At 72.2% G+C, this 23,297-nt stretch carries 21 protein-coding genes; 7 read left to right on the forward strand and 14 right to left on the reverse strand.

The genetic code is table 11. The annotated features are described in order from the left end of the window. Positions 1 to 146: 146 nt before the first annotated feature. The 7 genes from ilvC to DEI93_RS10120 all read right to left on the reverse strand — a co-directional run bounded on the left by ilvC (position 147) and on the right by DEI93_RS10120 (position 8,726). Positions 147 to 1,172, reverse strand: a complete 1,026-nt coding sequence (ilvC, locus tag DEI93_RS10090; RefSeq protein WP_111009593.1) for a ketol-acid reductoisomerase — start codon at positions 1,170 to 1,172, stop codon at positions 147 to 149. Between the two features lie 74 nt (positions 1,173 to 1,246). Next, a complete protein-coding gene (gene ilvN, locus DEI93_RS10095) occupies positions 1,247 to 1,753 on the reverse strand; it encodes an acetolactate synthase small subunit (RefSeq protein WP_111009592.1) in 507 nt (168 codons plus the stop codon). After that, entirely contained in the window at positions 1,750 to 3,570 is a 1,821-nt protein-coding gene (locus DEI93_RS10100; protein WP_111009591.1) for an acetolactate synthase large subunit, read from the reverse strand. Before DEI93_RS10100 ends, ilvN begins: the two co-directional genes overlap by 4 nt. Positions 3,571 to 3,647: 77 nt before the next feature. After that, complete coding sequence (gene ilvD / locus DEI93_RS10105) at positions 3,648 to 5,342, reverse strand: dihydroxy-acid dehydratase (RefSeq protein ID WP_111009590.1); 1,695 nt, start codon at positions 5,340 to 5,342, stop codon at positions 3,648 to 3,650. A 66-nt stretch (positions 5,343 to 5,408) separates the two neighbouring features. Continuing rightward, positions 5,409 to 6,185 carry a trehalose-phosphatase gene (otsB, locus tag DEI93_RS10110; RefSeq protein ID WP_111071401.1) on the reverse strand — a complete coding sequence of 259 codons (777 nt, stop codon included), beginning with the start codon at positions 6,183 to 6,185 and terminating at the stop codon, positions 5,409 to 5,411. Further along, positions 6,178 to 7,767, reverse strand: coding sequence for an alpha,alpha-trehalose-phosphate synthase (UDP-forming) (gene otsA / locus DEI93_RS10115; protein WP_111009588.1), 1,590 nt, complete (start codon positions 7,765 to 7,767; stop codon positions 6,178 to 6,180). Before otsA ends, otsB begins: the two co-directional genes overlap by 8 nt. 194 nt (positions 7,768 to 7,961) lie before the next feature. Next, positions 7,962 to 8,726, reverse strand: coding sequence for a fructosamine kinase family protein (locus tag DEI93_RS10120; protein ID WP_111119304.1), 765 nt, complete (start codon positions 8,724 to 8,726; stop codon positions 7,962 to 7,964). A 118-nt stretch (positions 8,727 to 8,844) separates the two neighbouring features. Between DEI93_RS10120 and DEI93_RS10125 the strand changes: the two genes are divergently transcribed. Then, positions 8,845 to 9,813: a magnesium transporter CorA family protein gene (locus DEI93_RS10125; RefSeq protein ID WP_220037490.1), complete on the forward strand. Its 969-nt coding sequence runs from the start codon at positions 8,845 to 8,847 to the stop codon at positions 9,811 to 9,813. Positions 9,814 to 9,859: 46 nt separating this feature from the next. Here DEI93_RS10125 and DEI93_RS10130 read toward each other — a convergent pair whose 3' ends face one another. Next, the gene (locus tag DEI93_RS10130) at positions 9,860 to 11,017 is read right to left on the reverse strand and encodes an SLC13 family permease (protein ID WP_111119303.1); all 1,158 of its coding nucleotides are present in this window, start codon (positions 11,015 to 11,017) and stop codon (positions 9,860 to 9,862) included. A gap of 95 nt (positions 11,018 to 11,112) precedes the next feature. Between DEI93_RS10130 and DEI93_RS10135 the strand changes: the two genes are divergently transcribed. Further along, a complete protein-coding gene (locus DEI93_RS10135) occupies positions 11,113 to 11,310 on the forward strand; it encodes a hypothetical protein (protein WP_111026157.1) in 198 nt (65 codons plus the stop codon). Here the strand turns inward: DEI93_RS10135 and DEI93_RS10140 are convergent. Further along, positions 11,285 to 12,541 (reverse strand): mechanosensitive ion channel family protein, encoded by a 1,257-nt coding sequence (locus tag DEI93_RS10140; protein WP_111036569.1) that lies wholly within the window; start codon positions 12,539 to 12,541, stop codon positions 11,285 to 11,287. The genes DEI93_RS10135 and DEI93_RS10140 overlap by 26 nt on opposite strands. Before the next feature lie 116 nt (positions 12,542 to 12,657). Here DEI93_RS10140 and DEI93_RS10145 point away from each other — a divergent pair, with 116 nt between their 5' ends. Beyond that, positions 12,658 to 14,214, forward strand: coding sequence for an amino acid permease (locus DEI93_RS10145; RefSeq protein WP_111119302.1), 1,557 nt, complete (start codon positions 12,658 to 12,660; stop codon positions 14,212 to 14,214). A 152-nt stretch (positions 14,215 to 14,366) separates the two neighbouring features. Here the strand turns inward: DEI93_RS10145 and DEI93_RS10150 are convergent, their stop codons facing one another. Then, the gene (locus DEI93_RS10150) at positions 14,367 to 14,957 is read right to left on the reverse strand and encodes a TetR family transcriptional regulator (protein ID WP_220037852.1); all 591 of its coding nucleotides are present in this window, start codon (positions 14,955 to 14,957) and stop codon (positions 14,367 to 14,369) included. Between the two features lie 74 nt (positions 14,958 to 15,031). Between DEI93_RS10150 and DEI93_RS10155 the strand changes: the two genes are divergently transcribed. Beyond that, entirely contained in the window at positions 15,032 to 15,793 is a 762-nt protein-coding gene (locus tag DEI93_RS10155) for an SDR family NAD(P)-dependent oxidoreductase (RefSeq protein WP_111119300.1), read from the forward strand. A gap of 22 nt (positions 15,794 to 15,815) precedes the next feature. Here the strand turns inward: DEI93_RS10155 and DEI93_RS10160 are convergent, their stop codons facing one another. The 4 genes from DEI93_RS10160 to DEI93_RS10175 all read right to left on the reverse strand — a co-directional run bounded on the left by DEI93_RS10160 (position 15,816) and on the right by DEI93_RS10175 (position 19,337). After that, positions 15,816 to 16,304 (reverse strand): hypothetical protein, encoded by a 489-nt coding sequence (locus tag DEI93_RS10160; protein ID WP_111119299.1) that lies wholly within the window; start codon positions 16,302 to 16,304, stop codon positions 15,816 to 15,818. Positions 16,305 to 16,559: 255 nt separating this feature from the next. Next, positions 16,560 to 17,405: an FAD:protein FMN transferase gene (locus DEI93_RS10165; protein ID WP_111119298.1), complete on the reverse strand. Its 846-nt coding sequence runs from the start codon at positions 17,403 to 17,405 to the stop codon at positions 16,560 to 16,562. Beyond that, the gene (locus tag DEI93_RS10170; RefSeq protein ID WP_111119297.1) at positions 17,402 to 17,914 is read right to left on the reverse strand and encodes an FMN-binding protein; all 513 of its coding nucleotides are present in this window, start codon (positions 17,912 to 17,914) and stop codon (positions 17,402 to 17,404) included. Before DEI93_RS10170 ends, DEI93_RS10165 begins: the two co-directional genes overlap by 4 nt. A gap of 13 nt (positions 17,915 to 17,927) precedes the next feature. Continuing rightward, positions 17,928 to 19,337, reverse strand: a complete 1,410-nt coding sequence (locus DEI93_RS10175; protein WP_181435982.1) for a ferredoxin reductase family protein — start codon at positions 19,335 to 19,337, stop codon at positions 17,928 to 17,930. 210 nt (positions 19,338 to 19,547) lie between these two features. On the opposite strand from DEI93_RS10175, the gene DEI93_RS10180 reads away from it, so the two are divergent. The 3 genes from DEI93_RS10180 to DEI93_RS10190 all read left to right on the forward strand — a co-directional run bounded on the left by DEI93_RS10180 (position 19,548) and on the right by DEI93_RS10190 (position 23,151). Next, the gene (locus DEI93_RS10180; RefSeq protein WP_111119296.1) at positions 19,548 to 20,435 is read left to right on the forward strand and encodes a siderophore-interacting protein; all 888 of its coding nucleotides are present in this window, start codon (positions 19,548 to 19,550) and stop codon (positions 20,433 to 20,435) included. Between the two features lie 62 nt (positions 20,436 to 20,497). Beyond that, positions 20,498 to 22,234: a DHA2 family efflux MFS transporter permease subunit gene (locus DEI93_RS10185; RefSeq protein WP_258372182.1), complete on the forward strand. Its 1,737-nt coding sequence runs from the start codon at positions 20,498 to 20,500 to the stop codon at positions 22,232 to 22,234. Positions 22,235 to 22,242: 8 nt separating this feature from the next. Then, the gene (locus DEI93_RS10190; RefSeq protein ID WP_111119295.1) at positions 22,243 to 23,151 is read left to right on the forward strand and encodes an alpha/beta hydrolase; all 909 of its coding nucleotides are present in this window, start codon (positions 22,243 to 22,245) and stop codon (positions 23,149 to 23,151) included. Positions 23,152 to 23,297 lie beyond the last annotated feature (146 nt).

The raw sequence follows: 23,297 nt of genomic DNA on the forward strand, positions 1-23,297 counted from the left end.
GCGATCGGTGCGCCGAGGACGCCGGCCGGAGGGCGGCGTGCGCGGGGGTGCTGGAGGAGAGGAGCTGCATGTCGTTCGGGTCACGTCGCGAGGCGACGGTGCGCTTGGTGCGCACCGTCGCCTCCTCGTCGAGTGCTGGCAGGAGCCTAGCGGGCGGCCGAGCCGTCGACGTAGTCGCTGTCGGTCTGCTTCCACGCGAAGAGCTTGCGCAGCTCGCGACCGGTCGCCTCGATCGGGTGCCCCTCGCCCTTCTCGCGCAGCGCCGTGAACTCCGGCGCACCGGCGTCCTGGTCCTCGATGAAGCGCTTGGCGAAGGTGCCGTCCTGGATGTCGGCGAGGACCGCCTTCATGTTCTCCTTGACGTGCGGGTCGATCACGCGCGGGCCCGAGACGTAGTCCCCGAACTCGGCCGTGTCCGAGATGGACCAGCGCTGCTTGGTGAGCCCGCCCTCCCAGATGAGGTCGACGATGAGCTTGAGTTCGTGCAGGACCTCGAAGTAGGCGATCTGGGGCTGGTAGCCCGCCTCGACGAGGGTCTCGAACCCGTACTGGATGAGCTGCGACGTGCCACCGCAGAGGACGGCCTGTTCGCCGAACAGGTCGGTCTCGGTCTCCTCCGTGAACGTCGTCTTGATGCCGCCGGACCGCAGACCGCCGATGGCCTTGCTGTAGCTCCAGGCGAGGTCCCACGCCTGGCCCGAGGCGTCGACCTCGACCGCGACGATCACGGGCACGCCCCGGCCGGCCTCGTACTCACGGCGCACCGTGTGGCCCGGGCCCTTCGGCGCGACGAGCACGACGTCGACGCCCTCGGGCGCCTGGATGTAGCCGAAGCGGATGTTGAAGCCGTGCCCGAACACGAGCGCCTTGCCGTCGGTCAGGTTCGGCTGGATCTCGTCCGCGTACACGTGCCGCTGCACCTGGTCCGGCGTCAGGATGACGATGACGTCGCCCCAGGCGGTCGCCTCGGCCGGGGTGTGCACGGTGAACCCGGCCTCCTCGGCCTTGCTGCGGCTCTTGGAGCCCTCCTGCAGGCCGATGACGACCTCGACGCCCGAGTCGCGGAGGTTGAGCGCGTGCGCGTGGCCCTGCGAGCCGTAGCCGATGACCGCGACCTTCTTGCCCTGGATGAGCGAGAGGTCGGCGTCGGCGTCGTAGACGATGTCAGTCACGGTGGTGGTTCTCCTTGTCGGTTCGGTGTGTCCGGTCCGGGGGTCCGCGGTGTGCCGCCCCGGGGTCATGTCGACTACGCGCGGGGGACGCGGTCGGTGATGCTCTTCGGGCCTCGGCCCATGCCGAGGAGGCCCGCCCGCGCGAGCTCCTTGATGCCGTACGGCTCCAGCACGCGCAGGATCGCCTGGATCTTGCCGGGGTCACCCGTGACCTCGATCACCAGGGAATCGGTCGCGACGTCGACGACGCGCGCCCGGAACAGGTTGACGGCCTCGAGTACCTGGGAGCGCGTCTGGTTGTCCACCCGGACCTTGACGAGCATGTGCTCCCGCTGCACGGACTGCGAGAACTCGAGCTCGACGATCTTGATGACGTTGACGAGCTTGTTCAACTGCTTCGTCACCTGTTCGAGCGGCAGGTCCTCGACGTCGACCACGACGGTGATGCGGGACAACCCCTCGACCTCGGTAGATCCCACCGCGAGGGACTCGATGTTGAACCCGCGCCGCGCGAACAGGCCGGCGACGCGCGTGAGCAGACCCGGCTTGTCCTCGACGAGGAGGGACAGGACGTGGCTCATGCGGGCCTCCCGGTCATGTCGGCGTCCTCGTCGTCCCAGCTCGGGGCGAGGTCGCGTGCGTGCTGGATCGCGGAGTTGCTGACCCCCTGCGGCACCATAGGCCACACCATGGAGTCGCGGCTGACGACGAAGTCGATGACCACGGGCCGGTCGTTCGTGGCGAGGGCGAGCCGGATCGCGTCGTCGATCTCGTCCTCGCGCTCGACGCGGATGCCGAGCGCACCGTAGGCGTCGGCGAGCTTGACGAAGTCCGGTACCCGTCGGGACGCGTGCCCCGTCTCGAGGTCGGTGAAGGAGTGCCGGCCGTCGTAGAACAGCGTCTGCCACTGTCGCACCATGCCGAGCGACGAGTTGTTGATGATCGCGACCTTGATCGGGATGTCGTTGATGACGCAGGTCGCGAGTTCCTGGTTCGTCATCTGGAAACAGCCGTCGCCGTCGATCGCCCACACGACGCGGTCGGGCTGCGAGACCTTCGCGCCCATGGCGGCGGGGACCGAGTAGCCCATCGTCCCCGCGCCGCCCGAGTTGAGCCAGGCGTGGGGGCGCTCGTACTGGATGAACTGCGCCGACCACATCTGGTGCTGACCGACCCCGGCCACGTACACGCCTTCCGGCCCGGTGAGCTCGCCGATGCGGCGGATGACGGCCTGTGGCGCGAGGAGGCCGTCCTGCGGGGCGGCGTACCCGAGCGGGAACTGCTCACGGAGCCGTCCGAGGCGCTCCCACCAGGCGTCGAGGGACGCGCGGTCGGCGACGGGGACGTCCTGCCACGCCGCCAGGAGGTCGGTGAGGACCTCTTTCGCGTCGCCCACGATCGGGACGTCGGCGAACCGGATCTTCGAGATCTCGGCGGGGTCGATGTCGACGTGCACCACCTTGGCGTCCGGCGCGAACTCGTCGATCTTGCCGGTCACCCGGTCGTCGAACCGGGCGCCCAGCGCGACGATGAGGTCGCTCTCCTGCAGTCCGAGCACGGCCGGCACGGTGCCGTGCATGCCCGGCATCCCGAGGTGCTGCGGGTGGGAATCGGGGAACGCCCCGCGAGCCATGAGGGTCGTGACCACCGGGACGTGCGTGGCCTCGGCGAGTCGCAGCAACTCCGCCGACGCACCGGACCGGATGACGCCGCCGCCCACGTAGAACACGGGCTTGCTCGACTCGGCGATGAGCTGCGCCGCGGCCGCGATCTGCTTGCCGTGCGCCTTGGTCACCGGGCGGTACCCCGGCAGGTCGACCCGCGGGGGCCAGACGAACGGCGCCGAGTTCTGCTGGGCGTCCTTCGTGATGTCGACGAGCACCGGACCGGGACGTCCCGTCGTCGCGATCTGGTACGCCGCCGCCAGCGTGCTCGGGATGTCCTCGGGCTTCGTGACGAGGAACGAGTGCTTCGTGATCGGCATCGTGATGCCGACGATGTCGGCCTCCTGGAAGGCGTCCGTCCCCATGAGCGTCGAGAACACCTGACCGGTGATCGCGATGAACGGAACGGAGTCCATGTAGGCGTCCGCGATGGCGGTGACGAGGTTCGTCGCGCCCGGACCCGACGTCGCGATCGCGACCCCGACCCTCCCGGACGCCGCCGCGTAGCCCTCGGCCGCGTGGCCGGCGCCCTGCTCGTGGCGGACGAGGACGTGGCGGATGGCCGTCGAGGCCATGAGCTCGTCGTAGAACGGGATGATCGCGCCGCCCGGCAGCCCGAAGACGTCGGTGATGCCGAGGTGTTCGAGGGACCGCAGGACCGCGCCGGAGCCGGTCAGGACCTCGGGTGCGCGCCGCGTCCCCGCGGCGGAGAGCGGAGTGGCTTCCGTGGGCATGGCACTTCCTCTGGTGTGGAGCGGCGCGGTCCGCGGGGACGGCGCCGCCGTCGTGGTGCGAGGGTGGAGGTCGGCGCTCAGCCCGTGACCGCGCCCTGGGCGGCGGACCGGACGAGCTTCGCGTACTTCGCGAGGACACCGCGGGTGTACCGCGGGGGAAGCGGTGCCCAGCCGTCGTGGCGGGCCTCCAGCTCGGCAGGGTCGACCAGTAGGTCGAGCGTGCGAGCGGCGATGTCGACGCGGATCTGGTCGCCATCGCGCACGAAGGCGATGGGACCTGCGTCCACTGCCTCCGGTGCAATGTGGCCGATGCACAGGCCGGTTGTGCCGCCCGAGAATCGTCCGTCGGTCAAGAGTAGTACATCCTTGCCGAGGCCCGCGCCCTTGATGGCGGCGGTGATCGCGAGCATCTCGCGCATGCCCGGGCCGCCCTTCGGGCCCTCGTAGCGGATGACGACGACGTCGCCCTTGCCGATCCGGCCCTCGGTCAGGGCGTCCATGGCGGCCCGCTCTCGGTCGAACACGCGGGCGGGGCCCTGGAAGACCTCGGCGTCGAAGCCGGCCGTCTTGACGACCGCGCCCTCGGGCGCGAACGAGCCCTGGAGGATCGTCAGGCCACCCGTGGCGTGGATCGGGTCGTCGAGCTTGCGCATGACCTTGCCGTCGAGCTCCGGCGGATCGATCTCGGCGAGGTTCTCGGCGAGGGTCTTCCCCGTGACCGTCAGGCAGTCCCCGTGCAGCAGACCCGCGTCGAGGAGCGCCTTCATCACGACGGGGATGCCGCCGTTGCGGTCGACGTCCACCATGACGTACTGGCCGAAGGGCTTCATGTCGGCGATGTGCGGGACATTCGCGCCGATGCGGTTGAAGTCGTCGAGGGTCAGCTCGACCTCGGCCTCGTGCGCGATCGCGAGCAGGTGCAGGACGGCGTTCGTCGAGCCGCCGAGCGCCATGAGCACGGTGATCGCGTTCTCGAAGGCCTCACGGGTGAGGATCTGCCGTGCGGTGATGCCGAGGCGGAGCATCTCGACCACGGCCTCGCCGGAGCGGTGCGCGTAGTAGTCCCGACGACGGTCGGCCGACGGCGGCGCAGCCGACCCGGGGAGGCTCATGCCGAGGGCCTCGGCGAGGGACGCCATCGTGTTGGCGGTGTACATCCCGCCACAGGCGCCCTCGCCCGGGACGATCGCACACTCGATCTTCTTCAGCTCTTCCTCGGTCATGGTGCCCGCCTTGCAGGCCCCCACACCCTCGAAGGAGTCGATGATCGTGACCTGCTTCTCCGAGCCGTCGGCCTGCTTGACGTAGCCGGGCATGACGGAACCGGCGTAGAGGAACACGCTCGCCAGGTCGAGCCGGGCCGCCGCCATGAGCATGCCGGGGAGCGACTTGTCGCAGCCGGCGAGGAGGACCGTGCCGTCGAGGCGCTCCGCGTTCACCACGGTCTCGACGCTGTCGGCGATGACCTCGCGCGAGACGAGCGAGAAGTGCATGCCCTCGTGGCCCATCGAGATGCCGTCGGACACCGAGATCGTGCCGAACTGCAGCGGGTACCCGCCGCCGCCGTGCACGCCCTCCTTCGCCCCCTGCGCCAGACGGTCGAGGGAGAGGTTGCAGGGGGTGATCTCGTTCCAGGACGAGGCGATGCCGATCTGGGGCTTGTCCCAGTCCGCGTCGCCCATGCCGACCGCCCGGAGCATGCCACGCGAGGTGGTGGCTTCGATCCCGTCGGTGACAGCACGGCTGCGGGGCTTGACGTCGATATCAGGCATGGAGCGAGTCTAGATGCAGTTGGTACACCAACCGGACGCGGGGCCGTGCGCGAGCGGACGGGAGCGTCAGCGGAAGGCGCGGGCGCGCGCCAGCGCCTGCAGCACGGGCGTCAGGGCAGCAGGGTCGGCGACGCGGTGCGCCGCGCGGGTCTCCCCCGGACCGACCTTGATGCCGACGTCACCGGCGTCCTGGTCGAGCGCCCGGAAGCCGTCCTCGTCGGTGACGTCGTCGCCCGCGAACAGGACGCGGTCGGCGTCGAGGAGCGCACGCAGCCGCTCGACGGCGTCGCCCTTCGTGACGTCGCGCACCGCGAACTCGAGGATGTCCTTACCGTCGCGCACGTGGACGTCGGGGAACGCCGCGAGCACCGTCGCCCGGGCGTCCTCCACGGCCGCTCGGGCCTCGGCCGGACCGACGCGACGCGTGTGCACCCCGAGGCCCGCGGGCTTGTGCTCGATGTGGACACCGGGATGGCGTTCGGCGACCGCATCGAGGAGCGCGCCGATCCGATCCACGGCCGCGAGTTCGTCGGGCGACAGCGCGGCCTCGTCGTGGCCGTCCACCCGCCACTCGACGCCGTGCGACCCGACGAGGGACATGCCGTCGGGAGCGTGCGTCACCCGCGCCAACCCCGCGAGCGGGCGGCCCGAGACGAGGACGACGTGGGTGTCGCGTGCGCGGTCGAGGGTGAGCGCCGCGGCCCAGGAGCCTGGCAGCGCCGCCACCGCTGCCGGATCGTCCGCGAAGGGCGCGAGGGTGCCGTCGAAGTCGAGGGCGACGAGCAGTGACCGCGCCCCACCCAGCCGCTCGATCGCGCTGTCGAGCGAGGGGGCCTCAGGCATCACGCGCCTCCACCGGCGTGGTCTGCGCGAGTTCGTCGACGTGCTCGTCACCGGGGTCGGTCGCCTCGGGGTCGATGCCACCGCCCGGCGCGTGCCGGTCGAGTGCCTCGATGAAGGACCGCGACCACCGCGCGACGTCATTGTCCCGCACGCGCTTGCGCAGGGCGCGCATGCGGGTCGCGCGCTCGCGCTGTGGCATCTGCATCGCGCGCACGATGGCGTCCTTGAGCGCGCCGATGTCGTGCGGGTTGACGAGCAGGGCCTGGCGGAGCTCGTCGGCGGCACCGGCGAACTCGGACAGGATGAGCACGCCCTGGTTGTCGAACCGGCTCGCCACGTACTCCTTGGCGACCAGGTTCATGCCGTCGCGGAGCGCCGTGACGAGCATGACGTCGGCGGCGAGGTAGAGCGCCACCATCTCCTCGCGCGGGTAGCCGTGGTGGAGGTAGCTGATCGGCTGGTGGCTGATCGTGCCGAGGTCGCCGTTGATGCGCCCGACCGTGAGCTCGATCTCGTCGCGGAGTGCCTTGTAGGTGTCGACGCGCTCGCGGCTCGGGCTCGCGACCTGCACGAGGGTGGCGTCCTCGACGTCGATGCGGCCGTCCTCGAGGAGTTCGCCGAAGGCCTTGATGCGGTGTCCGATGCCCTTGGTGTAGTCGAGTCGGTCGACCCCGAGCAGGACCGTCTTCGGGTTGCCGAGTCCTTCGCGGATCTCGCGGGCACGGGCCTGGACCTCGGGCCGTCGGGCGATGTCCTCGTAGCTCTCGGCGTCGATCGAGATCGGGAAGTGCCGTGCCTCGACGTGCCGGACGGTGATGCCCCGTCGCGAGCGCGGGGCGTCCGGGTCGTCCACCGGGACGTCGACGATCGCACCCTTGGTCGTGTGGCCCTTGATGTGGCGCACGGCGCGGAGGAAGTTCGAGGCGTCGTCGTACCGCTGGAACCCGATGACGTCGGCGCCGAGCAGGCCGTCGATGATCTGCGACCGCCAGGGCAGCTGCGCGTAGATCCCGACCGGCGGGAACGGGATGTGGTTGAAGAAGCCGATCGTGACGTCGGGACGGAGTTCGCGGATGAGCTGCGGGACGAGCTGCAGCTGGTAGTCCTGCACCCACACGACGGCGTCCTGGTCGGCGACCGCCGCCGCGGCCTCGGCGAACCGCTGGTTCACCCGCCGGTACGCGTTCCACCAGTCGCGGTGGTACGTCGGCTGCTCGATGACGTCGTGGTACAGCGGCCAGAGGGTGTCGTTGCTGAAGCCCTCGTAGTACTCCTCGATCTCGGCGTCGGACAGCGGCACCGGCACGATGTGGATGCCGTCGTTCTCGAAGGGGTCGAGGTCGACGTCGGGCTGGCCCGCCCAACCGACCCACGCGCCGTCGTTCGCGCGCATCACCGGTTCGAGCGCGGTGACGAGCCCGCCCGGCGAGTGCCGCCACCCCTCGGTCCCGTCCTCGTCGACCACGCGGTCCACGGGGAGGCGGTTCGACACCACGACGAAGCCGAACCGGTCCGTCGAGGCCGTCCGGTCGGGGGTCGGCGTCGTGTCGGTGGGCTCGGCTTCCGGGGGGACTGCGGACATTGGTGCGGGCTCTCCGTTCTGGTCCCGCCGACCGGCGACGGGAGGCGCCGGACGTCGCACGGGCGCGGGAGGCGCTCGGCACCCGTCGCGGCGGCGGGCCGGTCCAGGCTAGCAGCGGGCATCCAGGCTGCCCGGGGCGGACGTCGGGCCGATGGAGCCGGGGCGGCGGCGGGGTGGACGAGGGGCGAGGGAGGTCACCGCAGCAGCGCGGCCGTCCGCCGCGCGGCGTCGACGAGCGCGTGCCCGTACGACCGCCCGTAGCCGGCCGCGTGCACCGCGAGCGGGTGCAGCTGGTGCAGCGGGATCCGCTCCCGCCAGCCGGGACGGAGGGGCCGGTGCTCCTGGTACCCCGCCACGACCTCGTCGAGGTACGGGCAGCCGAAGAGGTCGAGCATCGCGAGGTCGGTCTCGCGGTGACCGCCGTGCGCCGCGGGGTCGATGAGCACGACACCGCCCGGCGTGAAGACGATGTTGCCGTTCCAGAGGTCGCCGTGCAGTCGCGCGGGCACGTCGTCGTCGTCGAGCGCCCCGTCCGCGACGGCCTCGAGCACCCTGCCGACGGCGGCGTGCTCGTCATCCGTGACACTGCCCGCCGCGCGTGCCAGGTCGAGGAACGGTGCAACGCGCTGCTCCGCGTAGAAACGCCCCCACGACGACGACGGCCGGCAGGACTGCGGCCGCTTGCCGATGAAGGTCGGGCCGTCCCACCCCTCGGGCGGCGCACCGAACGCAGCGGCGCCGGCGTCGTGCGTGCGGGCGAGGTCGTGGCCGAACCGGCGAGCAGCACCGGGCGTGGGCCGGACGTCGGACAGCTCCTCGAGGTCGATGTGGCGCCGTCCGACGTCGAGCACGGCCGCGACCGCGACGCCGCCAGCGGCACCGAGCCACGTCAGTCCCGCCGCCTCCGCCGCGAAGAAGCCGTCGGGAGCGTCGGACCGCCGTTTCGTGAACACCGCCATGCGCCCAGTCTGGCCCGTCCCGGCGACCGACGCGGGCCTCCCGGTCGACACGGGTCTCGCCGTGGGCCCGGACGCGCCAGGCACCGGGCCGCACGTGGGCCTCAGTACGATGACCGGCATGGTGCGGACGCGGATGTGGCGGAACGGGACGGTCGCGGCCGAGGACTTCCCGGTGGAGGACGTGTCCGACCACCTCGAGCGTCCTGACGAGGTCGTGTGGGTCGACTTCACGGACCCGACGGCCGACGAGCTGGCGCGCATCGAGGACGAACTCGGCATCCACGCGCTCGCGAGTGAGGACGCACTCGAGCCGGGGCAACGGCCGAAGCTCGACCGGTACCACGGCGCCCTGTTCCTGGTGGCGTACGACGTGACGTGCTCGCGCGGCGGCACCGACCTGGTGACGCACGAGGTCAAGGCGTTCGTCACCGAACGCGCAGTCGTCACCATGCACGCGCCGGGCTTCGACGCGCAGGAGTTCGTGCGCCGCTGGGACGCCAACGACGACCTGGCCGGCCACGGTGCCGCGTTCCTCGTGTGGGGCGTCCTCGACGTGCTCGCGGACCACGCCACCGCGACGGTCGAACAGCTCGAGGACCTCATCGACCACCTGGAGGACGACCTGTTCGAGGTGTCCGCGCAGACGTCCCACATCCAGCGGCGGTCGTTCGCGCTGCGGAAGGCGCTCGGGACCCTGCGGCGGCTCGTCGGGCCGCAGCGCGAGGTGATCCAGACCCTCGTCCGTGATGACGCGACGCAGGTCAGCGACGGACTGCGACCGTACTACCGCGACGTGGCAGACCACATCACGTCGGCCACGGAGCAGGTCGACCAGCTCCGTGAGTCGGTGTCGAGCGTGCTCGAGACGAACCTCAACCTCGCGTCGAACCGCATGAACCTGGTCATGAAGAAGGTGACGAGTTGGGCGGCGATCATCGCGATCCCGACCGCCATCACCGGGTGGTTCGGGCAGAACATCAAGTTCCCCGGCGAGGGCGCCTGGTCCGGGCTCGTCGCGTCCGCCGTGCTCATCGTCGTGTCCTCGGTCGCGCTGTACACCGTGTTCCGTCGGCGCGACTGGCTCTGACGCCGACGACGGCACGACCGGCCCACGCCGGGGGTGCCACCGGTGCTCAGCGGGCGACGAGGACCGCCGCGACGCCCGCCACGACGGTGAGCGGGGCGACGACGCACCCGAGCGCCGCGTAGCGACCCCACGACAGCGCGATGCCCTCGGCGCGGAGCCGTGCGTGCCAGAGCAGCGTGGCGAGCGACGCCCACGGCGTCACGAGGCACCCGGCGTTCACCCCGACGAGGAGCGCCGCGTACCGTACGGCCGCGTTGCCTGCCGCCGGCTCGAGCACGAGGTACGCGGGGAGGTTGTCGATCCCGTTCGCCGCGAGCGCGCCCGCGCCCGCGAGCCCCAGCAGGGACCCGAAGCCGTCACCGCCGTGCAGCGCCCGGACGAGCGGATCGGTGGAGCCGACTGCATGCAGGGTCTCGACGGCGACGAACAACCCCGCTGCGAGGACGAGCGGCTGCCACGGAACACGAGCGGGGCGGAGCACGTCGGGTCGGCGCACGGCGGCGACCACGACGAGGACCGCGGCCGCGGCGAGCGCCGCGACCCACACGGTGACGCCGGCGGTCAGCGCCACGACGAGGGCCGCGAGGACCGCGGAGGCCGCGACGAAGAACACGCGGTCCTCCGGTCGACGCACGGGCGGGGGCGCGTACCCGCCGCGCAGCCGGTGACGGAACACGACGAGCAGCACGACGCACGGCACGAGGACCCCCGCGAGCGCCGGCAGCGCCATGAGCCCCGCGAACGCCGGCGGCCCCGCCAGTCCGATGCGCGAGACGGCGAGCAGGTTCGTGAGGTTCGACACCGGTAGGAGCAACGACGCGGTGTTCGCCAGCCACACGGTCGTGAGCGCGAAGGGCATCGGCGGCAGCTGGACCCGCCGAGCGAGGGCGATGACGATGGGCGTCAGGAGCACCGCGGTCGTGTCGATCGAGAGGAACACCGTGCACACGACCGCGAGCACGACGACGGCTGCCCAGAGCCCGAGGGTCCGGCCACGCCCGACCCGGGCCGCGAGGTCGGCCAGCCGGTCGAACACACCCGCGTCCGCGGCGAGTTCGGCGACGATCGTGAGGCCCAGCACGAACGCCAGGACCGGGACCACCCGGTCGGCCAGCGCGAGGAGCGTGGGGACGGGCAGGACACCGACCACGACGCACACCGCTCCGGCGACGAGGAGCAGCGCCCCGACCGCGGCCTGACGCACGGGGCCTCCTGGTTCGTCCTGATCACCGTCCGCTGCGGACGGCGCTCCACCATACCCACGGGTAGCGTGGCCTGGAACGACACCAGGAGGCACACGTGCGGAAGTTCTTGTTCAACGGATCGGTGCTCAGCGCGCTCTTCAGCGGGTGGAGCGTCCTGCAGACGACGCGGAAGGGACCGCGCGACTGGCGCCTCGCTCTGACGTGGATCGCGTGGCTCGCCACGACGATCGTCGCGGTCGGCACCGTCATCGAGGACGACCGGATGATCAAGGGCCGGCAGCAGGTCCGCTAGCGTCCCGCGGGTCGTGGGGCGCCCGGCGGGTGCGCTGCCACGCGGCGTCGGCGGGCGGGATCTGGTCCGGCCGGATGCCGGAGGTCTGGATCGGTCCCGTGAAGAGCGCGGCGCGGTCGCTGCCCTCGTCGCCCCCGAACAGCGCCGAGCTCGTGGCGGTGGACGGCTCGCGCCGCGAGCGCGGTCGGTCCGGTGTCGGGTCGACCATCATGACCCGTTGCAGCGGCAGCGCATCGGGGTGCGTGCGCTGGATCCAGGCGATCATCTCCTCGCGGACGTAGCAGCGGAGGTCGAACAGGCCGGGTGCGTCGTGCGCCGTCACGAGGATCCGCACGTGCACGAGCCCGTTCACGGCGTCGGTGACCTGCAGGACCTTGGTGCGCCCGTCCCAGAGGTCCGTCGTCACCAGGATCCGGTCGAGCTCGGTCCGCATCTGGCCGGGGCTCACCCGCCAGTCGAGGTCGAAGTCGACGCTCCCGAGGAGCTCGCTGCTCGTCCTGGTCCAGTTCTCGAACGGCGTCGTCGTGAAGTACGTCGAGGGCAGCATGAAGCGCCGGTCGTCCCACAGGTGCACGACGACGTAGGTGAGCGTGATCTCCTCGATCCGGCCCCACTGCTGCTCGACCACCACGACGTCGTCGACCCGGACCGCGCCCGAGAACGCGAGCTGCATGCCCGCGAACACGTTGCCGAGGGTGGACTGCGCCGCGATGCCGGCGATGACGCTGATGAGGCCCGCGCTCGCGAGCACGCTCGCGCCGGCCGCCTCGATCCCCCGGAACGTCAGGAGGATGGAGCCGACGGCGATGACGACGACCACGACGACGGTGAGCCGCCGGATGATGAGCACCTGCGTGCGGATCCGCCGCGCGACGCGGTTGTCGGGGACGTCCACGCGGTAGCGGTGCAGACCGAGGTCCTCGAGGAAGATCGCGAGCTCGCACGCCAGCCAGGCACCCGCCGCGATGGTCACGATGAGGAACCCGTGGGTGACGTCGTCCCGCCACGGGTAGAGCCGGGCGTCCGGCCGGATGGAGGACGCGAACGCGGTCCAGAGGAACGCGACGAGCAGCACCGTCCGGGTCGGGTGCTTCGTGCGGCGCGACAGCACGGCCGCCCATCGGCCTCGGCGTGCGAGGGCTCGGAACACCAGGTGGAGGACGAGCGCCGTCGCCGCGGTCAGGAGCAGCGCGAACCCGACGGCGACGAGGAGACGGATGAGCGGTGCCATCCGTCCATGGAACCACGCTGACACGTGGTGACGGCTGGACGACGACCGTCGCGCAACCGTCGCTCCTCCCACCGGGTCCGGGAGCACGTCCGGCAGCTCCTCGGTACGGTGGCGGGATGACCGCGCAGGACCACAGCGACACCGGACGGCCACCAGCGAACGACACCGGACGGGCGTCCGGCAACGACTTCGCCCACGAGCAGGAGGGGTTCCAGCACGGCCTGAAGCCCCGGCAGCTCCAGATGATCGCCATCGGCGGAGCGATCGGCACGGGTCTGTTCCTCGGCGCCGGCGGTCGGCTGCACTCCGCCGGACCCGCGCTGGCGGTCGTCTACCTGATCGCGGGGATCTTCGCGTTCTTCATCCTCCGCGCGCTCGGCGAGCTCGTGCTGCACCGTCCGTCGTCCGGCTCGTTCATCTCGTACGCGCGCGAGTTCTACGGCGAGAAGTTCGCGTACGCGGCCGGGTGGATGTACTTCCTCAACTGGGCCATGACGTCGATCGTCGACACCACCGCCGTCGCCCTGTACCTGCACTACTGGGCGGGCACGCGCGCGATCCCGCAGTGGGCGCTCGCCCTGGTGGCCCTGCTCGTCGTGCTCGCCGCGAACCTCGTGGCGGTCAAGGTGTTCGGCGAACTCGAGTTCTGGTTCGCGCTCATCAAGGTCGCTGCGCTCGTGGCGTTCCTCGTGATCGCACTCATCTGGCTGTTCTTCGCGTTCCCGGTGCAGACCGGCGGCGCGAGCGTCCACACCGGCTTCTCGATCTGGGGCGACCACGGCGGCCTGTTCCCGACCGGGCTCCTGCCCGCGGTGCTCGTCGTGCAGGGCGTCGTGTTCGCCTACGCTGCGATCGAGCTCGTCGGGACGGCGTCCGGCGAGACGCAGGACACCGAGAAGGTGATCCCCCGGGCGATCAACTCGGTCGTGCTCCGGATCGCGCTGTTCTACGTCGGCTCGATCATCCTGCTGTCGCTGCTCCTGCCGTACACGTCCTACAAGGAGGGCGTCAGCCCCTTCGTCACGTTCTTCTCGTCCATCGGCAACCCGCAGGTCGGGCACGTCGTCGGATCCGTCATGAACTTCGTCGTGCTCACCGCAGCGCTGTCGTCTCTGAACGCCGGGCTGTACTCCACGGGCCGGGCGCTGCACTCGATGGGCATGAACGGCTCCGCGCCGAAGTGGACGACGAAGATGTCGAAGGGCGGGGTGCCGTTCGCGGGCATCCTGCTCACGGCCTGCTTCACGCTCGCCGGTGTCGTGCTCAACCTGTTCGTGCCGAGTCAGGCGTTCGAGATCGTCCTCAACGTGTCGGCGCTCGGGATCGTCACCGCGTGGGGCACGATCATGCTCTGCCAGATGCGACTCCGGGTCTGGGCGAAGCAGGGCCTGGCGAAGGAGCCGACCTTCCGGCTCCCCGGCGCCCCGGTGACGTCCTGGCTGACGCTCGCGTTCCTGGTGTCCGTGCTCGTGCTCATGGCGATCGACTGGCCGATCGGCACGCTCACGATCGCGTCGCTCGTGGTGATCATCCCGTTGCTCGTGGTCGGGTGGTTCCTCCAGCGCGACCGGATCCTCCGCATCGCGTCGCTCCGGGAGGGCGTTACCGGTCCGTACCCGGTCACGGGACGCGACCCGCGCGCACAGGTCCGCCGCCGCGAGGACCGCTCCTAGTCGGCAGCAGCCGCGGCGAGCCGCTCGAGGACGGGACCGGCCTGCGCGAGCCGGTCCCGGTCCTCCCGGCCGACTCGGTCACGCCCGTGTCGACGACGTCGATCGGCCCGATGACGGCGGACCCGGGCCGCCCGAACGCCGGCCTCGCGGCGTCAGCCGTCCGCCGACCAGTCCCGGACGAGACCGGCGAGGGCGCGGTCCACGACGGTCGCGGGATCGCCGCCGTCCTGTCGGGCCCAGAAGGTCATCGCGGCGAACACCGCGGCGGCCATCGCGCTGGTGCGGACCTCGAGGAGCAGCGGCGACGCGTCCGGTCCGAGCCGCCGGCGCAGCTCCCCGACGACGAGGTCACGGCCCGCGCCGAGCCGGGTCACGGCACCGGCCGACAATCGCTCGTGGTCCGCGATGAGACGCAGTCGGGCCCGCGTCACGGGGATGAGCGACGACGGGAAGGTGAGCGCGGCCACGTGGGCCGTCCGCATCGCCTCGTAGGGGTCGGCCCTGTCCGGCAGCGCGGCGAGCTCGGCGGCGATCCGGTCGGCCGCCTCGGCGGTCCCGCCCCAGACGAGGTCGTCCTTGGTCCGGAACACCCGGAAGAGAGTGCGGCGACTGACGCCAGCCGCCACCGCGACGTCGTCCATGGTCACCGCATCGAAGCCGCGCTCGGCGAACAACCGGAGCGCGACCTCGGCGACGTGGTCGGGGTCCACCTCGACGGGGCGGCCCGTCCTCGCTGCTGCCACCAGGCCTCCTTTTGGCACTGAGTGCTATAACTGCTTCCGGGCCGGCCCGCGGCCCCGTTCGACGAGGAGCAATCATGACGCAGACCATCACCCCGAAGCGATTCGACGGGAGGACCGTCATCGTGACCGGCGCCGGTTCCGGCATCGGCCGGGCCACCGCCACCCGGCTGGTGCAGGAGGGCGCCCGCGTCGTCGCCGCCGACGTGGTCGCCGACCGACTCGACGCCCTGCGCGGCGAGCTGGTCGGGCACGACGTCGTCACCGTGGTCGGCGACGTGGCGCAGGCCGCGACGATCGACGCCGTCATCGCGGCCGCCGACGGGACCGTGGACGGCCTGGCGAACGTCGCCGGGATCATGGACGCGTTCCTGCCGCCGGCCGAGGTCGACGACGCGACGTGGGACCGCGTCATGGGCGTCAACGTGACGGGGCCCATGCGTCTGACGCGCGCGGTGCTCGGGCTCATGATCCCCGCCGGCGCGGGCTCGATCGTCAACGTGGCATCGGAGGCGGCGTTCCGCGGTTCGGCCGCCGGCGTCGCCTACACGACGTCGAAGCACGCCGTCGTCGGCCTCACGAAGAGCGTCGCGTTCTTCTACGGCCCGAGCGGCGTCCGCGCGAACGCCGTCGCGCCCGGAGCGGTCGTGACGAACATCGAGGCCCCGATGCGATCGGACTTCGCCGCCGGCCGCATCGGTCCGATCATGCAGGTCGCCGTGCCCCAGCCCGCCGAGGCGGAGCGGCTCGCGGCTGCGATCACCTGGCTGCTGAGCGACGACGCCGCGAACGTGAACGGCGCGGTCCTGCCGAGCGACGGCGGCTGGTCGGTCGTCTGACCCGAGGCGGCCGCCGGCGCGGTCAGGAGGACGTGCCGGCGTCACCGGCGTCGGCACCCGTTCCAGTTCCGGTGCCCGTGCCCGTGCCCGTGCCGGTTCCGGTTCCGGTGCCGGTGCCGCTACCCGACCCGGTCCCGCCCGGGAGCTCCCCCGTCCCACCGCCCGGCGAGCCGTACCCGCCGGTCCCGCCGCTCGGGAACTGCTGCGTCGTCGTGCCGGACGACCGATGCCCGATGACGTACCCGCCGACGCCACCGACGAACAGGGCCACGACCGCGACCGCAGCGACGACGGCCGGCCAGAACCAGCGCCGCGACGACCTGACCGAGGTCGGCGGCAACATCACGGGCGGCACGCGCACCGACGGCACCTCGCTCCATCCCGGGACGCCGCCACGCCGCTCCCCGCCGGACACCCGGGACATCGCATCGGGCGCCGGGCGCTGGTCCACCCCGGGAGCGGGCGTGTGCTCCCAGTCGGGGCGTCGGTCCGTGTCGTTCGTGCTCGTCATGGCTGGTCTTCCTGATCGTGGTGCTCCCGGACCTCCGGGCGTGTGCAGCGCCGCGAAGCGCTCGGATCGATGACACCGCTCCCGCCTGTGGCACCCGTATGACGGCTCGGTGCGTCCGCTCCGAGAGCACGACCTGCCGGAACGGGCGCCGCTCGGTTCCTTGGCGGTTCCTTGGTCCGGGACGAACAGGATCGTTCCCGTCGCCCCTCCTTCAGCGGAAGCGACGCCCGCGCGGTGCTCGCGCCCGGTACCCCCTTAGACGGCGTGGGCACCGCGCCGGGTCTGCAGCTGTCGGTCGAGCCCCCACGTCGCGGTCGTGCCGTCGGGCCGCACCGCGAGGACCACGCACCCGTGCTCGGACGCGGCGAGCGCGGCGGCGGTCGCACCACCGGCCATCACGGCCGTGGCGAGGACGTCCGCGGTCACGATGTCGGCCGCGACCACGCTCGCCTGGACGAACGGCTCGCTCGTCGGCTGGTCGTCGAGCGGAGACCAGATGTGCGCGCCACGCTCCGCGGTCCCCGAGGTCGCGACGGCGCGGTGCCGGGCGAGGAGCCGCACGCGACGGATGAGCGACGATCGGTCGGCGGGGTCGACGATCCCCGCGGTCCAGGGGCGCCCGGTCATGGTCGTGCCGGCGACGAGGACGTCACCACCGATGTTGCACACCCACCCCACGGCGTCGAGGTCGTCGAGCACGGCGCCGACCCGCTCGATCGCGAGCGCCTTCACGATGCCCGCGAGGTCCACGGTGCCGTCGGGTCGATGGGGATCGAACGCGCCTCCCGAGCGGTTCCGCCAGTCGATCGCGAGCGCGTACACGGCTCGGTGCTCCGCGCTCGTGTCGCCGAGGCGGAGTCGGCCGTGGGCGACGGCGCTCGCCGGGGAGCGTGGGTCCCAGCGACTGAACTCGCGGTCGAGCCGGTCGACGACGGCGGTGATCCGGCCCTCCAAGCCGCGGGTGTCGCCGCGGGGTCCGTCCACCCGGATCGACGCCATCGTGCCCATCGTCGGCACGACGAGTCGCACGCCGTCGGGCGCGTCGATGCGTCTGACGCCGGCGCGGTCCCCTGTCGGTGTCACCGACCCGATCGACGTCATCGCGCCTGGTCGAGCGCCGCCTGCAGTGACTGCAGGTACGCGTCGCTCGTGTAGGTCGCGCCGCTGATGGTGTCGACGTCGGCGGACTGGGCACTGAGGACCTCGTCCTCGAGGAGCGGTGCCGCCTGCTCACTGATCATGACGGAGCGCTGCTCGGCGTCGGTGAGGTGGAGGGGTGTCACGGCCGTGATCTTGCCGCCCGACACCGTGACCTGCACCTGGACGTCGCCGTACTGGGTCGACACCGTGGAGCCGGTGAAGGTCCCGTCGGTGAACGTCGCCGTGCTCGTCGAGCCGGACGACGTCGAGCCGAACAACGACGAACCGGACGACGACGAACCGGACGACGACGAACCGGACGACGACGAGCCGGAGGACGAACCACCGTCGTCGCCACTGGCCGCCGGGGTGGTCGTGGTGGTCGTCGTGTGTGGCTGCCCGACCTCCCAGGACCCCAGGACCACGGCGACCGACGCGAGGACCCCGCCGATGAGTGCCCGTTTCCTCATGACCACCCTCTCCTCACCAGTCGAATCGTTCGCGGTGCAGCCGGTCCGCGGGCAGACCCGCGCGTCGGGCGTCCGCCTCGACGAGGTCCGACCAGCCGTCCGGTCCGCAGATGTACAGGTCACTGTCCGCGATGCCCGGCCAGACGGTGCCCGCACTGACCCCGCGCGCCGTGTCAGCGGCGGCGAGCCACCCGTTCGGACCCGGACCACGCGGTCCGATGCTCGTGTACACGCGGGCGCCGTGGTCGGTCGCCCACTGGAATACCTCGTCCCACAGGTAGGTCTCGCGCTCGCTCCGGGCGCGGAGGAGGATCGTCACGGCGCCCCGGGGCACGTCGAGGTGGTCGAGGAACGCGCGGATCGGGGTGACGCCGATGCCGGAGGCAGCGACGGCGATCCGGTCGCCTGCCCGGACGCGGTCGGTGAAGACACCGTACGGTCCGGCGAACGACACGCGCGTTCCGGGCGGGAGCGTCGCGAGTCGACCGCTCCCGGCACCGAGGGACCGGACGGTGATCCGCAGCCGCGTGCTCGACGGAGCCGCCGACAGCGACAGCGGATGGGCGTGCCACCAGGTCTCGCCGGACCAGAACCGCCAGATGAGGAACTGTCCGCCACGCGCCCCGAGTCGGTCGAGCCGACGTCCGCGGATCCAGAGCGACACGACGTCGGGCGCGATGCGCTCGACGTGCTCGACCACCATGCGGTGCCGGACGCTCCGGATCGCGGGCACGGTGAACCGGAACCAGCCGATCGCGCCGATCGCCGTCGCGTACAGGAGGATCCAGTACGTGCGCTGCCACGAGCCGTGCGCGAGCATGCCGCCGAGCGACAGCTGGTGTGGCAGAGCGATGAGCACCGCGACGTAGCTGAGGAGGTGGACAGCGTGCCAGCCCTCGTACGGCAGGTACCGCCGGACCGCGACGACGCTCGTCACGACCACCGCGATCATCGCCAGGATCGCGAGCAGCGAGAGGAAGACGTCGTACGTGGTGACGAGCGCCCACCCCTCGGCGAGGACATCGACGTGCGCCGCGAGCGCGTACCCGACGACGAGCAGCACCGCGTGGGCCAGCAACAGGTACAGGGACGGCTTGCCGAGGGACCGGTGCACGGCCATCGCGCTGTCGTGTCCCACCACGCGGTCGATCCACGGGATGCGGGCCGCGAGCACGATCATCACGAGCACGAGGTCGGTCCCGACGAGGCCAGCCGCGATCCCGAGGTCGGTGACGACGACACCGATGCCGTCCCACCGCACCGGGACCGCCGTGAGCCAGAGCGCGAGCGCCATGGCGGCCGACACCCACACCGCGACGACGAGCAGGTCGACGGCGACCTGGCGCGTCCGGTGCCGCCGGCGGAGCTGCCGCTCGGTGGGGCGCCGTGTGGGCGCTGCCCGCCCAACCGTCCCGATCGCCATGGGGTCTCCGATCCGCTGCGACGCCAGCACCCTGCCGGTGGTCGTGGGATGATCGAACGGCCTCAGGCTGTGTCGATCCCATGAGCGGGCCGGGGGCGGGTTGTGAGAACACGCGGGTTCGCCTCAGTGGCCGTACCCGCGCACGGCGGCTCCGAGAATCGACCGAGAAATGCCCGGTCACACCGCGGATGTGCTGGGAGACTGCAGGTGATGACGACTCCCCCCGCACCCGCTGCCGCCGGACCCCAGCCGCGGCCAGCCCGAGCCCAGCACGTGTTCGTGGTCGACCGGACCGAGCGCCTCGGCCCGCACCTGGTCCGCGTGCACCTCGGCGGCCCCGCGTTCGACGACTTCGTCGCCGGGGCGTCGCCCGACCGGCTCGGCGCCGCCGACAAGTACGTCAAGCTCCTGTTCGCGCGTCCGGACCTCGGCCTCACCCCGCCGTACGACCTCGACGCGCTCCGCGGCCGACTCGCGCCCGAGGACATGCCGGTGCGCCGGACCTACACCGTCCGCGCCGTCGACCCGGTCGCTCGCACCATCACGATCGACTTCGTCGTGCACGGCGACGCGGGCGTCGCCGGCGTCTGGGCCGCGTCCGCACGGCCGGGCGACACCCTCGCGCTCTCCGGGCCCGGAGGCGGCTACTCCCCCACCGCCGACCCGGCGACCTGGCACCTCCTCGTGGCCGACGACTCCGCCTTGCCCGCCGTGGCCGCCGTCCTGGAGGCCCTGCCCGCCGCCGCCTCGGGACGCGCGTTCGTCGAGGTGGACGGCCCCGAGGACGAACTCCCGCTCGCGGCCCCGGACGGGGTCGTGGTGCGGTGGCTCCACCGCCGTGGGCCCGACGGAGCCGTCGCCGGAGCCGGGGCGCTGCTCACGGACGCCGTTCGCGGACTGTCGCGGCCCTCCCGGCCGGTCGCGGTGTTCGCGCACGGTGAGCGCGGCGCCATGCAGGCGATCCGAGCGATCCTGCAGGACGGCTGGGGAATCGAGCGCCGCGCGATGTCCCTGTCGGCATACTGGGCGCTGGGTCGCGCCGAGGACCGCTTCCAGGCCGAGAAGCGCGAGCCCGTCGGGCAGATCTTCGCCGACTGACCCCGCACCGCCCGCCCTCCGGGCCGGGTGCGCACCGCCCATCCTCGATCCGAGAGCGACCCGTGACCGAACCGACCACCCGGCAGCCGTCCGCCGACGCCGTGCCCCGCCGCGCCTGGCAGGCGATGATCGTGCTCCTCGCGGGCATGTTCATCGCACTGCTCGACACCACCATCGTGAACGTCGCCCTGCCGACGATCCGCCAGTCGCTCGACGCGTCCGAGGCGACGCTGTCGTGGATCATCTCGGGGTACGCGCTCGCGTTCGGGCTGACGCTGATCCCGGCCGGACGGGTCGGCGACCGCATCGGGCACAAGTGGGTGTTCTTCTCGGGGCTCGCGCTGTTCACCGCCGCGAGCTTCGCGTGCGGCATCGCCTCGGACGCCGTCTGGCTCGTCGTGTTCCGCGTGGTCCAGGGGCTCGCGGGCGGCATCTTCGTGCCCGCGGTCACCGCCCTCATCCAGCTGCTGTTCCCGCCGCGGACGCGCGGACGTGCGTTCGCGATCATGGGTGCCGTCATCGGGGTGTCCACGGCGCTCGGGCCGATCCTCGGTGGTCTGCTCATCCAGGCGTTCGGGGACACCGACGGATGGCGCACCGTGTTCTACGTCAACGTGCCGATCGGGATCGCGACCCTCATCGCGGCCGTCGCGCTCCTGCCGGCCCGACGCGACCTCGACGTCCGCGAGGGCGCGAAGGGCGTCGACCTCGTCGGACTCCTGCTCGTCTCCGCGGGCCTCGTCGCGCTGCTCGTCCCGCTCATCCAGGGCCAGGACGAGGGGTGGCCGCTGTGGACCTACCTGACGCTCGCGGCCGGTGTCGTGCTCATCGCCCTGTTCGCGCTGTGGGAGCTCCGGATCAGCCGCCGGGGCGCGGCACCGCTCGTCCCACCGCACCTGTTCAGCCACGGGGCGTTCACGGGCGGCGTCATCCTCGCCCTGGTGTACTTCGCCGCGTTCACGAGCATCTTCTTCACGATCTCGCTCCTCTGGCAGAGCGGCCTCGGCCACACCGCGCTCGAGTCCGGGCTCGTCGCGACCCCGTTCGCCGTGGGCTCGATCGCCGGCTCGTCGCAGAGCGCCCGGCTCGTGGGCCGGCTCGGACGCAACGTCCTCGTGCTCGGCACGGCGCTCGTCACGATCGGTCTCGTGTGGTCCTGGCTCGTCCTGCAGCTCACGGACGCGTCCGACCTGACGAACTGGGAGTTCCTGGCGCCGCTGTTCATCGCCGGCGTCGGCAACGGGTTCTTCATCGCCCCGAACGTGCAGATCATCGTCGCGACCGTCGACCCCGCCGAGGCCGGCGCCGCGAGCGCGGTCGTCAACGCGATCCAGCGGGTCGGCGCAGCCATCGGCATCGCGGTGATCGGGTCGGTGCTGTTCGGGACGCTGACGGTGTCCGGCCGCTCGAAGGCCGCGCTCGCCACCGGGTTCGGCGACGCCGCGGCCCACGCCATGCTCGTCAGCGCGGCGTTCGCGCTGCTCGCGTTCCTGCTCGTGTTCGTGCTCCCGCGGGGGCAGCAGCCCGGACGGGGACAGCAGCCCGGCCAGGGGCAGCAGCCCGGACGGGGGCAGCAGCCCGGACGGGGGCAGCAGCCCGGGCAGGACGCGCAGACCGAGCCCACGCCGCACGACGAGCACACGGCCGCCGCCGACCACACGGCCCCCGCCCAGCCCACGCAGCATCACGACCACACACCGGCCCACCTCGCATCGGGGGCCCCGACGGACGCCGGTGGCACACGGGTCCCGGCGGAGCACCACGCCCGCCACGTCGCGCCGCCGGACACCGGAGCCTGATCGTCCCCATGGCCGCACCCTCCGGATCCCGCCGCGCCGTCGTGACGCGCCGGTCACTCGTCGTCGGGGCGGTCGGCGTCGCCGCGGTCGGTGCCCTCGGTGCCGCCGTCGACGTCCGGGCGCTCCCCGGGCGGTCCACCCTGTACCGGGTGCTCGGCCTGGACGGCCACGCCGGGCGCATCCCGGACGTCCGTCCCGTCCCGACGCGCTCGGGCTCGTTCACCTCGCGCGCACGACGCGGTCGACGGGTGGGCTGGACGGTCGCGGCGCCGACGTCGGACCACGCGCTCCCCGTCGTCGTCGCGCTCCACGGATACGGGGACGACCACGCGGACCTGTTCGGGCACCGGCTCGGCCTCGACCGGTTCCTCGCCGAGCACGTCGACCACGGTGGTGCGCCCTTCGCGATCGCCGCGGTCGACGGGGGCGACCGCTACTGGCACCGGCGGGCCGACGGTGACGACCCCGCGTCGATGGTGCTCGACGAGTTCCTCCCCCTGCTCGCGCGGCAGGGACTCGACACGGGCCGCCTCGGGTTCACCGGGTACTCGATGGGCGGGTACGGCGCACTGCACTTCGCGGGAGTGCTCGGGCGCCACCGCGTCCGTGTCGTCTCCGCGCTGTCCCCCGCGCTGTGGACCACCGCCGGCGCCACCGCCCGCGGTGCGTTCGACGACCCGACCGACTTCGCCGCGAACACGGTGACGGGCCGGCAGCGCGCGCTCGACGGCATCCCGGTGCGGATCGACTGCGGCACCGGCGACGGATTCGAACCGGCGGTCCGGACGTACGTCGACGGATTCACCCGTCGTCCGGCCGGTGGGTTCGAGGCCGGCGGCCACGACATGGCGTTCTGGAGGCGCCTGGCACCCGACCACGTCGCCTTCCTCGGGCGGCACCTCACCTCGGCGACCTGACGGCCCGGCGGACGGCGGCGCCCGCCGGCCCGGCGGACGGCGGCGCCCGCCGGCCCGGCTAGCATCGGTGGAGTCACCGATCGGGCCTCGATTTGGGTCCGGGGTGCTCCGTCGAGCACCGGTCCGCCGCCCACGCCGTCCGGGAG

Origin of the sequence: Curtobacterium sp. MCBD17_035 (assembly GCF_003234815.2) — a bacterium.
Lineage (GTDB): Bacteria > Actinomycetota > Actinomycetes > Actinomycetales > Microbacteriaceae > Curtobacterium.

Coding starts and splice junctions, on each gene's coding strand:
- ilvN (WP_111009592.1), bottom strand. CDS start 1,753: ATGAGCCACGTCCTGTCCCTCCTCGTCGAGGACAAGCCGGGTCTGCTC.
- DEI93_RS10100 (WP_111009591.1), bottom strand. CDS start 3,570: ATGCCCACGGAAGCCACTCCGCTCTCCGCCGCGGGGACGCGGCGCGCA.
- ilvD (WP_111009590.1), bottom strand. CDS start 5,342: ATGCCTGATATCGACGTCAAGCCCCGCAGCCGTGCTGTCACCGACGGG.
- otsB (WP_111071401.1), bottom strand. CDS start 6,185: ATGCCTGAGGCCCCCTCGCTCGACAGCGCGATCGAGCGGCTGGGTGGG.
- otsA (WP_111009588.1), bottom strand. CDS start 7,767: ATGTCCGCAGTCCCCCCGGAAGCCGAGCCCACCGACACGACGCCGACC.
- DEI93_RS10120 (WP_111119304.1), bottom strand. CDS start 8,726: ATGGCGGTGTTCACGAAACGGCGGTCCGACGCTCCCGACGGCTTCTTC.
- DEI93_RS10125 (WP_220037490.1), top strand. CDS start 8,845: ATGGTGCGGACGCGGATGTGGCGGAACGGGACGGTCGCGGCCGAGGAC.
- DEI93_RS10140 (WP_111036569.1), bottom strand. CDS start 12,541: ATGGCACCGCTCATCCGTCTCCTCGTCGCCGTCGGGTTCGCGCTGCTC.
- DEI93_RS10145 (WP_111119302.1), top strand. CDS start 12,658: ATGACCGCGCAGGACCACAGCGACACCGGACGGCCACCAGCGAACGAC.
- DEI93_RS10155 (WP_111119300.1), top strand. CDS start 15,032: ATGACGCAGACCATCACCCCGAAGCGATTCGACGGGAGGACCGTCATC.
- DEI93_RS10160 (WP_111119299.1), bottom strand. CDS start 16,304: ATGACGAGCACGAACGACACGGACCGACGCCCCGACTGGGAGCACACG.
- DEI93_RS10165 (WP_111119298.1), bottom strand. CDS start 17,405: ATGACGTCGATCGGGTCGGTGACACCGACAGGGGACCGCGCCGGCGTC.
- DEI93_RS10170 (WP_111119297.1), bottom strand. CDS start 17,914: ATGAGGAAACGGGCACTCATCGGCGGGGTCCTCGCGTCGGTCGCCGTG.
- DEI93_RS10175 (WP_181435982.1), bottom strand. CDS start 19,337: ATGGCGATCGGGACGGTTGGGCGGGCAGCGCCCACACGGCGCCCCACC.
- DEI93_RS10180 (WP_111119296.1), top strand. CDS start 19,548: ATGACGACTCCCCCCGCACCCGCTGCCGCCGGACCCCAGCCGCGGCCA.
- DEI93_RS10190 (WP_111119295.1), top strand. CDS start 22,243: ATGGCCGCACCCTCCGGATCCCGCCGCGCCGTCGTGACGCGCCGGTCA.